This window comes from Varibaculum cambriense DSM 15806 (assembly GCF_000420065.1).
Classification (GTDB): Bacteria; Actinomycetota; Actinomycetes; order Actinomycetales; family Actinomycetaceae; genus Varibaculum; species Varibaculum cambriense.
This window is the reverse complement of record NZ_ATUF01000002.1, coordinates 461,444-473,510: the sequence shown is the minus strand read 5'-3', so window position 1 is coordinate 473,510 and position 12,067 is coordinate 461,444. Positions and strand designations below refer to the sequence as shown.

Annotated in this window: 13 protein-coding genes; 10 read left to right on the top strand and 3 right to left on the bottom strand. The window is 53.3% G+C overall.

The window, feature by feature from the left end; genetic code table 11:
* The first annotated feature begins 8 nt into the window (after positions 1-8).
* From rpsS to F605_RS0102135, 8 genes are all read left to right on the top strand, one after another.
* Complete coding sequence (gene rpsS / locus F605_RS0102170) at positions 9-290, top strand: 30S ribosomal protein S19 (protein ID WP_022864274.1); 282 nt, start codon at positions 9-11, stop codon at positions 288-290.
* 27 nt (positions 291-317) lie between these two features.
* Complete coding sequence (gene rplV / locus F605_RS0102165) at positions 318-686, top strand: 50S ribosomal protein L22 (RefSeq protein WP_022864273.1); 369 nt, start codon at positions 318-320, stop codon at positions 684-686.
* Positions 686-1,582 (top strand): 30S ribosomal protein S3, encoded by an 897-nt coding sequence (rpsC, locus tag F605_RS0102160; RefSeq protein WP_022864272.1) that lies wholly within the window; start codon positions 686-688, stop codon positions 1,580-1,582. The genes rplV and rpsC overlap by 1 nt, the downstream gene beginning before the upstream one ends.
* Before the next feature lies 1 nt (position 1,583).
* Entirely contained in the window at positions 1,584-2,003 is a 420-nt protein-coding gene (gene rplP, locus F605_RS0102155) for a 50S ribosomal protein L16 (RefSeq protein WP_022864271.1), read from the top strand.
* Complete coding sequence (gene rpmC / locus F605_RS0102150) at positions 2,003-2,233, top strand: 50S ribosomal protein L29 (protein WP_022864270.1); 231 nt, start codon at positions 2,003-2,005, stop codon at positions 2,231-2,233. Before rplP ends, rpmC begins: the two co-directional genes overlap by 1 nt.
* A 5-nt stretch (positions 2,234-2,238) precedes the next feature.
* Positions 2,239-2,523, top strand: coding sequence for a 30S ribosomal protein S17 (gene rpsQ, locus F605_RS0102145; protein ID WP_022864269.1), 285 nt, complete (start codon positions 2,239-2,241; stop codon positions 2,521-2,523).
* A 300-nt stretch (positions 2,524-2,823) separates the two neighbouring features.
* Positions 2,824-4,023 (top strand): Gfo/Idh/MocA family protein, encoded by a 1,200-nt coding sequence (locus F605_RS0102140; protein ID WP_022864268.1) that lies wholly within the window; start codon positions 2,824-2,826, stop codon positions 4,021-4,023.
* Between the two features lie 91 nt (positions 4,024-4,114).
* Positions 4,115-5,707 carry an MFS transporter gene (locus F605_RS0102135; RefSeq protein ID WP_051132107.1) on the top strand — a complete coding sequence of 531 codons (1,593 nt, stop codon included), beginning with the start codon at positions 4,115-4,117 and terminating at the stop codon, positions 5,705-5,707.
* A gap of 507 nt (positions 5,708-6,214) precedes the next feature.
* On the opposite strand, the gene F605_RS0102130 is transcribed toward F605_RS0102135, so the two are convergent.
* A complete protein-coding gene (locus tag F605_RS0102130) occupies positions 6,215-6,970 on the bottom strand; it encodes a sulfite exporter TauE/SafE family protein (RefSeq protein ID WP_022864266.1) in 756 nt (251 codons plus the stop codon).
* A gap of 417 nt (positions 6,971-7,387) precedes the next feature.
* On the opposite strand from F605_RS0102130, the gene F605_RS0102125 reads away from it, so the two are divergent.
* Positions 7,388-8,515 (top strand): zinc-binding dehydrogenase, encoded by a 1,128-nt coding sequence (locus F605_RS0102125; RefSeq protein WP_027723514.1) that lies wholly within the window; start codon positions 7,388-7,390, stop codon positions 8,513-8,515.
* A gap of 490 nt (positions 8,516-9,005) precedes the next feature.
* Here F605_RS0102125 and F605_RS0102120 read toward each other — a convergent pair whose 3' ends face one another.
* Complete coding sequence (locus F605_RS0102120; protein ID WP_022864264.1) at positions 9,006-9,236, bottom strand: hypothetical protein; 231 nt, start codon at positions 9,234-9,236, stop codon at positions 9,006-9,008.
* A 438-nt stretch (positions 9,237-9,674) separates the two neighbouring features.
* Between F605_RS0102120 and F605_RS0102115 the strand changes: the two genes are divergently transcribed.
* Entirely contained in the window at positions 9,675-10,433 is a 759-nt protein-coding gene (locus F605_RS0102115) for an HAD-IIB family hydrolase (protein ID WP_022864263.1), read from the top strand.
* Here F605_RS0102115 and F605_RS10870 read toward each other — a convergent pair.
* Entirely contained in the window at positions 10,423-11,883 is a 1,461-nt protein-coding gene (locus tag F605_RS10870) for a hypothetical protein (RefSeq protein ID WP_022864262.1), read from the bottom strand. The genes F605_RS0102115 and F605_RS10870 overlap by 11 nt on opposite strands.
* Between the last annotated feature and the right edge of the window lie 184 nt (positions 11,884-12,067).

The window sequence follows — 12,067 nt, the reverse complement described above, 5'->3', positions numbered from 1 at the left end:
GATAAATCATGGCACGTAGCCTAAAGAAAGGTCCTTTCGTCGACGACCATTTGATGAAAAAAGTCGACGCTCTGAATGACGCCAATAAAAAGTCGGTTATCAAGACCTGGTCACGCCGCTCTATGATTACCCCCGATTTTATTGGGCACACTATCGCGGTACACGACGGACGCAAGCACGTTCCGGTGTACGTCACCGAAAACATGGTTGGTCACAAGTTGGGCGAATTCGCTCCTACTCGGACCTTCCGCGGACATGACAAGGACGACCGAAAGGCACGCCGCCGTTAGGCGCGCCGGAAGAGAAAGAAGGCAAAGATGGAAGGCATGGCGAAAGCGCGTTTCGTGCGCTCTACGCCGCAGAAGTCGCGTCGCGTCGTGAACATGATTCGCGGCAAGAACGCCCTCGAGGCCTACGACATCCTGCGTTTCGCTCCGCAAGCGGTCGCAACTGATGTTCGCAAGGTGCTTCGCAGCGCAATGTACAACGCCGCCGCTAAAGCAGATCGGTCTGGCGACAAAGAGACGTTTGCGGAACTGAAAGTTTCGCGGGCATACGTAGATGAAGGCCCCACGATGAAGCGGTTCCGTCCGCGTGCGCAAGGGCGTGCGGGACGAATCCTCAAGCGGACCAGCCACATCACGATCGAGGTTTCTGACGGCAAACAGGAAGAGGAGAACGACTAATGGGACAAAAGGTTAGCCCTACCGGTTTTCGGCTAGGTATCACCACCGATCACCGTTCCCGCTGGTTCTCGGACTCCACTAAGCCGGGACAGCGTTACAGTGATTTCGTAGATGAAGATGTGCGCATTCGCAGGGTAATGGAAAAGAACCTGGAGCGCGCCGGGATTTCAAAGATCGATATTGAACGCACCCGCGATCGGGTACGGGTCGATCTGCACACCGCTCGCCCCGGTATCGTTATTGGCCGGCGCGGTGCAGAAGCGGATCGCCTACGTGGCGATCTGGAGAAACTTACCGGCAAGCAGGTGCAGCTAAACATCCTCGAGGTAAAGAACCCCGAGATTGATGCGCAGCTCGTGGCACAAGGAATCGCGGAACAGCTGGCTGCTCGTGTGTCTTTTAGGCGCGCAATGCGTAAAGGTATGCAGTCGGCGCTGCGCGGGGGAGCCCTCGGTATTCGGGTGCAGTGCTCGGGTCGTCTGGGCGGCGCAGAAATGTCGCGTTCAGAGTTTTACCGTGAAGGTCGGGTACCGCTGCACACGCTGCGTGCCCTGATCGATTACGGTTTCTACGAAGCTCACACCACCTTCGGGCGCATCGGCGTAAAAGTGTGGATCTATAAAGGCGATCTCACCGAAACCGAATTCTCTCGTAAACAGGCTGAATCAGGCGGTCGCGGAGGACGCGGCGGGGCTCGTCGCGGACGCGCAGGTCGAGATGGCGGACGCGGCGGACGTCGCGGACGCGGAGAAGGCCGACAAGAGGCAGCTACCCAGGCACCGGCAGAAAACGCCGAGGCTGCGTCCTCGGATAAAGAGGCACCCGCAGCTGAAGCTCCTGCTGAAAAGCCGGTAGCCGAGGCCGAGAAGCCACAAGAAAACGGAATGGAGGAGTAACGTGTTAATTCCTCGTAGGACTAAATGGCGCAAACAACATCGCCCCAATCGTAAGGGCATGGCCAAGCGCGGTACCGAACTAGCGTTCGGTGAATACGGGATTCAGGCTCTCGATCACGCCTATATCACCAACCGGCAGATCGAAGCCGCTCGTATTGCGATGACCCGTTACATTAAGCGTGGCGGTAAAGTGTGGATCAACATTTTCCCCGACCGTCCGCTGACCAAAAAGCCGGCCGAAACTCGTATGGGTTCTGGTAAAGGCTCTCCTGAATGGTGGGTGGCTCCGGTAAAACCCGGTCGCGTACTATTCGAACTGGCGGGCGTGTCTGAAGACGTCGCTCGGGAAGCGATGAGCCGTGCGCAGCACAAGCTGCCGATTAAGACCCGGTTCATCAGTCGTGAAGGCGGTGATCAGTAATGGCAAAGGGCCTTAAAATGTCTGATTTGGATTTGCTGGATGAAGAACAGCTTTCCCAGAAACTAGACGAAGCTAAGACCGAGCTGTTCAACCTGCGTTTCCAGCTGGCCACCGGTGCTGGTGAGGATCGCGGTCAGATCGGGCAGTTGCGTCGCGATATTGCCCGCATTTACACCATTGCTAGAGAGCGGGAGCTCGGTATTCGTACCGCTCCGCAGGCTGAGGAGTAGGATTCATGAGCGAAGAAACAGAGAAAACCGCTACGGTAGAACGTAATCACCGCAAGGTGCTGCAGGGCTACGTGGTGTCCGACAAAATGGACAAGACGGTAGTTGTGCAGGTTGAAGATCGCGTTAAGCACCGCTTGTACGGCAAGGTTATTAACCGTCGTAAACGCTACAAGGTGCATGACGAGAACAACGAATGCGGCACTGGCGACTTGGTACGGATTATGGAGACTCGTCCTCTGTCCAAGACCAAGCGTTGGCGGGTTAGCGAAATCATCGAGAAAGCCAAGTAGGTTTTCGATAGCTTTTTCAGGGATCATAGTGCTTAAGATCTGACAAGATCTTTAGTTTGATTCCTAATAGCTACAAGGCGCGGGGAGAGTTTAAACGGGCATTTGCCCGGGAAAACTCTCCCCGCGCCTCTTTATATCTGCAGCTCCGACCGCAAATGCCACTATTTAATGTAACAATGTTAAGTCAAAGCTAGACAAACCGAAATCTTTCGGTTACATTGGAGGGCGTGCGTTAGCGAGCAGGGAGGCTCCGACGCGCTGAATGGATATCAGCCGATGGTGGCTGGGTAAGGAGTTTATATGTCCGACAAGAAAAAAATCGGCGTAGGGGTAATATCCCTGGGCTGGATGGGGCGTTTGCATACGCGTTCCTATAAGGCGATGGCTGAGCGTTTCCCGGAGTTGGGAGCTGAGGTGCGTTTGGTGGTTGCTTGTGATCCGATCGCAGAGACTCAAAAGCTCGCTGTGGAGGCTTTGGGCTTTGAGAAAGCGGTTGCTGATTACCGTGAGGTGCTCTCGGATCCGGAAGTGGATGTGGTCTCTATTTGTTCGCCGAATTTTTTGCATCGTGAGATTGCGGTGGCGGCGGCTGAGGCTGGTAAGCCTTTCTGGATTGAAAAACCGATGGGGGTTAGCGCCGCAGAGTCTCGCGAGATTGCTGAGGCTGCGGCTAAAGCGGGGGTTAATACGGCGGTTGGTTTTAACTATCGTCATACTCCGGCGGTTGAGCAGGCGCGGGAAATGATTGCGCAAGGTAAGCTGGGGCGGATTACCAATGTTCGTTGCTGGTTGATCGCTGATTATGCTTCTAGTCCCGATGGGCCTTATACCTGGCGTTACGACCGGGAAAAAGCGGGTGCTGGTGTGGTTGGTGACTTGATGAGTCATGGCGCTGACCTGGTGCAGTATATTTTGCGTGATCGGATTAGCTCGGTTTCTGCTTTGACTGACACTTTTATTAAGGAGCGTCCTATTCCTACTAAGGCTGGTGTGGGTCATACTGGTTGGGAAGTTTCTGACGAGAAGAAGGAAGTTGGGAACGAGGATTATGTGGCCATGATGGTTCGTTTCGATTCCGGCGTGGTGGGGACTATGGAGTCCTCTCGCGTGAGCGTAGGGCCGCGTGCTGAGTATGTGGTGGAAGTTTATGGTACCGACGGTTCGGTGCGTTGGAACTTTGAATACCTCAATGATTTGCAGGCTTGTATTGGTCAGGATAATGGGGTTGTTCACGGGTATGTGCGTTCCATGGCTAACCCGCATTATCCGCATTTTTCGCGTTTTCAGCCCGGAGCGGGTACTTCGATGGGCTTTGATGATATGAAAGCGGTCGAGTGCTTCCAGTTCCTCTCGGGGGTGTTGACTGGTGAGCAGATAGCGCCTTCGGTGTCTGATGGCTGGTCTGCTGCCGAGATCGACCAGGCAACCGTAGCCTCGGCTGCAGATGGTAAATGGCATGAAGTCCCCAAAGTAGCTGGACCCACCACTTACGACAAATAACAATCTCCTCTCAATAAAGAAAGTTTGACCAGTGGAAAAATATAATGAAAAAACTCCTCTCAACGAGTTAAGTAAAGATAAACTGCGCGAAATGGTGCAGGAAACCCCAGCATCGGGAAAGCATCGCGGAGTTATCGCCGTAGCGGCGGTGGCCACTCTCGGCTCCCTGCTATTCGGGTATGACACCGGGGTTATCTCCGGGGCCTTGCCCTATATGTACATGCCCCATGGCGCAGGCGGCATGGGAATTACTCCGGCTCAAGAGGGCGCGATTGGCGGTATTCTTACCCTCGGCGCAGCCTTCGGAGCGCTATTTGGAGGACGCCTCTCCGACCGTTACGGTCGCCGGCACAACATCATCATGCTGGCAATCTTGTTCCTGATCGGCGCCATCGGTAATACTTTTGCCCCCAATATTTGGGTAATGTATCCCTTCCGCCTGATCCTGGGGTTGGCCGTTGGCGGCGCCTCGGCAACGGTGCCGGTATTCCTGGCGGAAACCGCACCTAAGCGGATCCGCGGTACCATTGTGGCCGTTGACCAGCTGATGATTGTAGCCGGGCAGCTGTTAGCCTTCTCGATGAACGCCATCATTAACTCTGCTCATGGTGGACCCAAGATTACCGTCAAATCGGATCCGTCTGGGGTAGTGAACGCAGGCGAATACTCTTGGGACGCCTTAAACCAGATTGTTGCCAAGCACCTGGGTAGTAACGATGTACAAGCAGCCCATGATTTTATCGCTAATATGACGATTTCTGGCGGTAACGGTGCCGCCTGGCGCTGGATGATTGTGCTATGTTCGGTGCCTGCCATCGCTCTGTGGATCGGGATGCATCTGATGCCGGAATCTTCCCGTTGGCATGTTTTGCAGCAGGAAGTTTACGCCGCTATTGGTTCCTTGAAGCGGATACGCGACCCCCGGAAAGATGAAGATCTTACCGAGGAACTACACGAGATGGTCGAAGCTCGTCAGAATGAAAAACATGGCAAGAAGGGTACTTTCCGCGACGTAATGAACACGCCGTGGCTGCGTAAACTGATGTTCGTTGGCATATTCCTGGCGATCGTAAACCAGACCACCGGGGTAAACACGGTTATGTATTACGCACCGAAAGTGCTGGGCATCGCGGGCATGGGAACTTCTGCCGCGATTACCGCGCAGGTCGCTAACGGCGTGATGAGCGTAGTGGGCTCGGCAATCGGCTTGATCCTGATTACCAAGTTCCGCCGGCGCACCATTTTGATCTGGGACGTTACCCTGGTAGGTATCCTGCTGCTGGGAATCGCCCTAATCTTCCAGTTTGTGATTGCTCCTCATGATGCAGCCGGCAGTGTACCGGTGTGGGCCGGGTACTTGGTGCTGTTAATGATGTCGCTATTCATGCTGGTGGTACAGTCTTCGAACGGTACCGTAGTCTGGACAATGTTGGGCGAAATGTTCCCCGCAAATGTCCGCGGAATTATGAATGGTACTGCCATCTTCTGCATGTGGATTATGAACGCCATTATCACCTGGACCTTCCCGCCGATGATTGCCGCTCTGGGCGGTGGACCCACCTACGCGATGTACGGGGTGCTGAACCTGATCATCGCAGTGGCGTTGTTCAAGATCATGCCGGAAACTTCCGGACGTTCCTTGGATGAAATCGAAACCTACATGGAGCACATTTACAGCAAGTAACTGCTAAATCTACAGGTGAAAACCTGTAAGTCAGTTACCTGATGCGCGGGGGCGAGCTCAGCTCGCCCCCGCGTTTGCTATAGGTTGTTGCCGTTGATAGCTGTCGGTGTAGGGGGTTGTCGGTTGTCTCTCGTGTCGAGGCTGGCTCGGTAAAAGCACTCCGGGGACCCCGATTTCCTCGCTAAAGCGAGGATAGGGAATTATCTCAAGAGATTAATAGGTATGTTTCCGAATAAGGAAGATACTGGTGGCTTGCGTGTCCCTGTCGTATCTTTTACCGGCCGCGCCCCTAGTATCCCGAAAATCTTCCTCTCGACATGAAACCGCCTCCCGCATTTTCTGTTGTTAACAGCAGCTACTGTCGCTTGTGTCCCGGTGCAGGGAAGGGTTTTTCCTCCCGCCCAAGAATTCGCAAAACCTAGCGACGTTTTCCGAATCTTTATGCCCGCCGCGCCCACTCGGATAAAACCTTTCCCGACGCGATTGGGTTACGCGGTGAAATCACGCTTAGAGCAGCAGGAACACTGCGGAAACGATGGTTAGGGCAGTGACAATTGGATCGAAGATCTTATTGTCGATGCGACCTATCCACCAGCGCCCCAGGAGAGCTGCCCCCAGGACTAGGGGAGCTAGGCATAGGGCGATCAGCAGCATTTGCCGGTCAATCAGGCCAATACCGGCGGAAAAGGGTAGCTTTAGTAGGTTGACGATAAAGAAAAACCAGGCTTGAGTGCCCATGAAGCGGCGGACTTCAAAGCGGGAGGCCAGGAAGTAAAGGGAGACTACCGGGCCTCCCGAGTTGGCGGCCATGGTAGTGAAGCCGGATAGGGAACCGTAAAAAAGCCGCGCGGGTAGGGAAGTGCTCATAGAGGTAGCCAGGTCGCGCCCGGTGCGACGCGCATACCAGATTAACCCCAGGGTAAGAGCGGTCAGTGTCAGAATAATAATCCCGATAGAAACTTTCATCACCTGGTTAGATACTTTTGCCAGAAAAATGGCACCGATGGCTACCCCCACCGCTACTGGTGGGAATAGGCCGCGCAGAACTTTCCAGTCAGCATCTTTACGGTAGGTCCAGATGGCCAGTAAATCCCCGGTGAGCAGCATTAGCAGCATCAGGGCAGTGGAGGGACGGGTAGGCATTACTGCAGCGAGGATGGCGACCGGTATGCACGCTAGTCCCGGAAGGGCGGTTTTTGCTAGTCCGCACATCAGGGCGCAGGCTACCAAGATAGCGATTAAACCGGGAGTGAGGTCAAGCATGGTTTCCTTTCTAAGATCCGGTAGATACCGGAGGTGTTCGCGGCGCCATCGCGGCGGGCTCGGGAGTTAGAGTCAGTATCTGAACTTTGTTGGCTCTAAGGAATAAGGTTAGGGAACCCAGGACGGTTCCGGTCGGCGATAAACCGTTAGAGCTATTGTTATTACATTTATATAGTAATGCCAACGCACTCCGAAACTGGTTTGAATTTTCTTATCCAGCATTTTTGCTTGTGTCCATGGTCCCGCCTACGTCCTCTTTAATAAAATCTTTAGGTAAAAAAGCAACTTTTTGTCAAAATGTATGGACAAAGTTTGGAATCTGTACGATACTGGAAATAACTGGCAGGAGTGGCTGTGGTAGCCGCACCCGTCAAGGCTGAAAAAATTAAGATTTAAACGCTAGCAAAGGAGCAGGATATGACGATTCCCGAGACAATGAAGGCCGCAGTTCTTCGTGATGTTGAGAAGGGACTGGAAGTAAATGAGATTCGTACCCCCCACCCCAAGGCGGGCGAGGTACTCATCAAAGTTGCTGCCTGCGGTCTTTGCCACTCTGACCTGCATGTAATCGGGGGAGCTATCGACTTCCCCAAGCCCTGCGTCCTTGGACACGAAGTTGCCGGTCAAATTGTGGAGCTAGGTGAAGGCAATGAACATACCGGACTGGAAGTTGGCCAGTATGTTTCCGGAGCCTTCCTCATGCCTTGTGGGCAGTGTGAAGCCTGCGCGTCTGGACGTGACGACCTATGCGCGCCTTTCTTTGACCTCAACCGTTTGCAGGGCAAACTCTACGACGGCACCACCCGCCTGGCCGATCTAGATGGCAGTGAAATCGCCATGTACTCCATGGGTGGGCTCGCCGAATACGCGGTAGTGCCCTCCACTTCGGTAGCAGTGGTACCTGAAAGTATGGATTTGGTTTCCTCGGCGATTATTGGTTGCGCCGCTATGACCGCCTATGGAGCGGTACGCCGCGGTGCTGACCTGCACTTTGGTGAATCCGTGGCGGTAGTTGCTACCGGAGGCGTGGGTTCTAACATTATTCAGATCGCCAAAGCCTTTGGCGCCAGCCAGATCGTGGCAATCGATATTTCCGATGACAAACTTGCCAGCGCCAAAGAATTGGGTGCCACCGACGTGATTAATTCGGTCACTCAGGACGCGCGTGCGGAAATTCTCAAGATCACCGGCGGTAAAGGCGTAGATGTGGCTTTCGAGGCGCTCGGTCGCCCGGAAACCTGGACCACCGCTTTGGATGTACTTAAAGATGGAGGCCGCATGGTGCCGATCGGCCTGGGTGCCGGAGTACAAACCGCGCAAGTAGAGATTAACCGTCTAGTACGTCGCTCTCAGCACATTCTGGGATCGTACGGCGCGCGTACCCGTCAGGATCTGCCGGAGGTAATCCGGATGGCCGATCTGGGAATGATTGATTACCAGAAGATTGTTACCAAGCGGATTCCGCTAGAAGAAGCCGGCGCCACCTACAAGCTGCTGTCTCAGGGCAAGGTACAAGGCCGCGCTGTGGTTGATATGTCGCTGTAGGAGTTACTTCTGTTGGGGTGATTAGCTAGCTGCTAGTTGCCGTAACTGGGCGGGTAGGTTCTTATCTAAAAAAGAACCTGCCCGCCCTTTTTAGGTATAAGCATTATTTGTCTCTATCCCTTAGCGGAGACATTTCTGGGGTGCCTGCCGCCAATAGCCCTAAGATTCGTGACTAGCTAGTGCCCAAAAATGTCGAGGTAACACCCAATATGTCTAATTAAAAGAGAACCGAGGTTGTCGAGCCTCGGCGTGAAATTAGAAAAGCGGGGCGGATGGAAATCCATCCGCCCCGCAAAGGTAACAGTCTTGAGAGAGCCTGCCGAGACTAGTTTCTTTAGGAGGCTGTCCAGACCATCTTGGCACCTGCCACTGTTAGTGCTTTAGCGCCTAGACTTTCTGAGTTTTATTCAGCTATATTTTTTTCTAGCTCAGCGAGACTTTAGGCGTCGCTGGCAGCGACGCGCGTGGTTTAGGCAAATGCCGGGTAAACCTATTCTCCCTTGAGCTGGAAATAAATGTTGGACCAGGCTAAACCAAATCCGCTAGCAGCGGTCAGGAGCCCACCCAGGATCGCGGTGACCGCGTAAGCGGAGAATGCGCCAATCAAAGTGATCGCTACGCCCGCTACCATCAAGGCGGTGAGGGCGATGTAGGCAACCATCGTCGGCACCTCGAGCCGAGTGGAAGACATTGAAATCGAAGGAGCAACCAAAGTAGCCATTTTTATTTTCTCTCTTTCTGTTCTGTCGATTCGAAAAGTTCGGTTGAACTTTTTCCCTCGTGGAAACGTTTACATGATTACTATAGAAGCTTCCCGAGAGGGGAGTCAATGTCAGGACAATAAAAATGAGAACTTTTGGCGATTTGCGGTTTTTAAACTTAGCAAAACTGCTGGTAGGAGCGATAAATGATAGATTAAAATCGCCTTTGTGAAAACGATTACACGGCTGTGTAAGGAGGTGAAATGGTCGCGATATCCCATTTTTAAGTCGTTTCGGCGCCGGCGCTGTAGCTATACCTAGAGAAGCGATCCGCGGTTCCGGTTAACTGAGAGTAAGTGTCTCGGCTGAACTGCCTCATGCAAATGCGGTTCCGCTTTAGTCTTAGCCTTACAATGGCTTTTTGACTACCTTGTGTAAGTACGGCAGAAAGGCAACAAGTGGGCGCGATTAAGGCGATGATATTTGACCTGGATGGTACTTTAGCGCCCTCGAAACAGGCAATGCCGCCCGAGATGGCAAGGGTTTTTGCGCGTCTTACCCGGGCTTTACCGACCGGAGTTATCAGCGGGGGATCCTTCCGGCAATTCTCCCGGCAACTTTTAGACCCCTTAGCGGGACAGGATTTCTGCCCGCAGCAGTTACATCTGCTGCCGACCTGCGGTACTCGCTACTATCTATTTGCAGGCGGGGACTGGAAGGCACAATATGTGCTGAAAATGGCGCCAGAGCAGGTGGAGAAAGCGCGGAAAGTAATAGAGGATGTCGCTCGTTCCCTCGGTTACTGGTGCGAAAATCCGGTGGGAGAGATAATCGAAAACCGCGGTTCGCAACTAACCTATTCCGCCCTCGGGCAACAAGCAGCGAAGCAAGAAAAAGACGCTTGGGATCCCAGTGGAGCTAAACGCGCAAAGTTAGCTGCTCGTGCCGGGAAACTCCTGCCAGAGTTAACGGTACTTTCTGGCGGATCCACTTCCGTGGATATTACTATGCGCGGGATTGACAAAGCCTATGGGGTGGAGAAATTTCTTGCGCAAACGGCACTGGAACCTGCCCAAGTCCTATTTGTGGGGGATCGTCTTGACCCGGATGGAAATGACTATCCGGCGGTGCGTACCGGAGTGCAAACCTGCGCGACCACCGGCCCGGGGCGGACCCAAGAAATTATCGCGCAGGTATTGGCGTCCGTTAGCAGTTAACGCGGATCGGGCGGTTGTCGATCACGTTCTTGCGAATCCTCCAGCCCGCTATCACTAAGACCATTGCCAGGATAGTTACCGAGCCGCCAATGGTTCCGGTGCTAGCCAAAGCCGGACTATTGCTGGGCGTCGCTGATTCTGTAGCCTTCTTTGCTGGCAGTGTTTTTTCCGGGGTGGCGGTAGTCGGTTGGGGCTTGATCGGCGCTTCGTTTTGAGGCTTAGCGGTTTGGGAATCCGAATTCGGCTGGGTTGAATTTTCTTCCTGGGCTGCGGCTACAGCGCGCGCTTGCGCAGTCACGGCGGCGGCTTTCTTTGCTTCTGCAGCCTGGGCGGCCTGCTGAGAGGCTTCCGCTGCCGCCTTTGCTGCCTGCTTAGCTTTTTCTTGCTCAGTGGCCTTCAAAGCGGCGTTTTCAGCGGCCGCGGCCTGGGAAGTGTCCGCAGGTTTGGAATTACTGGTCGACTGAGGGGCGGTAGCGGCCTTAGAGTTTGCAGTCGTGGCAGTGCGGGAGGACTGAGAGCTCGCCATGCCTACCTTTTGGGCGGCGTGAGCGTTGCTCCCGGTTGGCGGGGTGCTAGCGGCCTGTTCCTTGGTAGCTTGGGCTTTGGTGTTATTAGAAGTGCCGGTGTATCCGCTTTCAGGAACTGCAACTTTGCTGCTCGGGATGGTTGCGGAAACTGTGCTGCGCGGATCGCCGAACCAGCGCTGATAAATCTTGAAGAAATTGTAGTTACCGTCCGAAGAGCAGAGATCAGAATTGCCTGAGAGTAAAGCTTCATTAGGCTGGTAGGGGGTGTAGTTGTAGAGCGATGCAGTCGCCTGGTTTTCCAGTTTCACTTTGGAAGACCCGCATCCATCTTGGTAAGAAAATTGGATGTCGGTGGTTATTCCACTGCGGAAGCTGTAGTTTGTCGATTTGATACGGTAGCGCTGGAACTGGTGTGCAGACCGGTAGATCTGGTTTTGTACTCCGTAATATTGCTCGCTGCAGGGTCTGCCGTCCGGGCATCCGTAACCGGTGAGTTTATTTTGCTTAGCAGCTGTTAAGTTCTTGGTAATCCCGGACTGTTCCTTTTGGATGGTCACCAATAAAACTTTGGGGCTAATCTGGCAAGCCTGGGAAACTTTGTAGATAACTTGGGAAACTGGTTCACTGTTTACGCCCTGGTAACTGCCTTTGCAGAATTTGTCGGCATCAATAGATCTAGTGTTTAGGCGGATATTTTTCAGGCATCCATTTCCGCGGCATGCTGCTCCTTGAGTATTCAAGAAATTTTGAATCTCCGTCACTGACATGGAGGGGGTCGACTGGTACATGTTGGCATCAGAAATAATGTTTCCTGCCCGGAAGCCAGTTTCGCCAAACGCTGATGAAAGGGGAACTGAAAGTACTGCTAATGATAGGGCGAGAATGCCCGCTGCTGTTTTATAAATATTTTTCTTACTAACCACTGGGACCATCTTGTTAAGTAAGTTGTAAATGTTGCAAATGTTTCTATTGTTATTAAAGTGTATTTTAGACGGTTTGTCCAGCCAATTTACAAAAATAGGTTGGTCTTCGCTGGGGAAAACGGCTTAAGTAGGGGATAGTTTCCGCAGCTTGTCCCCAAGTGGAAGGCGCTAATAAATATCCTGA

What these genes read in the sequence shown, in the direction of transcription:
- F605_RS0102120 (WP_022864264.1), bottom strand. Translation starts at nt 9,236, where the DNA reads ATGGCTACTTTGGTTGCTCCTTCGATTTCAATGTCTTCCACTCGGCTC.
- F605_RS0102135 (WP_051132107.1), top strand. Translation starts at nt 4,115, where the DNA reads ATGGTGCAGGAAACCCCAGCATCGGGAAAGCATCGCGGAGTTATCGCC.
- rplV (WP_022864273.1), top strand. Translation starts at nt 318, where the DNA reads ATGGAAGGCATGGCGAAAGCGCGTTTCGTGCGCTCTACGCCGCAGAAG.
- rpmC (WP_022864270.1), top strand. Translation starts at nt 2,003, where the DNA reads ATGGCAAAGGGCCTTAAAATGTCTGATTTGGATTTGCTGGATGAAGAA.
- F605_RS0102130 (WP_022864266.1), bottom strand. Translation starts at nt 6,970, where the DNA reads ATGCTTGACCTCACTCCCGGTTTAATCGCTATCTTGGTAGCCTGCGCC.
- rpsC (WP_022864272.1), top strand. Translation starts at nt 686, where the DNA reads ATGGGACAAAAGGTTAGCCCTACCGGTTTTCGGCTAGGTATCACCACC.
- rpsS (WP_022864274.1), top strand. Translation starts at nt 9, where the DNA reads ATGGCACGTAGCCTAAAGAAAGGTCCTTTCGTCGACGACCATTTGATG.
- rpsQ (WP_022864269.1), top strand. Translation starts at nt 2,239, where the DNA reads ATGAGCGAAGAAACAGAGAAAACCGCTACGGTAGAACGTAATCACCGC.
- F605_RS0102125 (WP_027723514.1), top strand. Translation starts at nt 7,388, where the DNA reads ATGACGATTCCCGAGACAATGAAGGCCGCAGTTCTTCGTGATGTTGAG.
- F605_RS0102140 (WP_022864268.1), top strand. Translation starts at nt 2,824, where the DNA reads ATGTCCGACAAGAAAAAAATCGGCGTAGGGGTAATATCCCTGGGCTGG.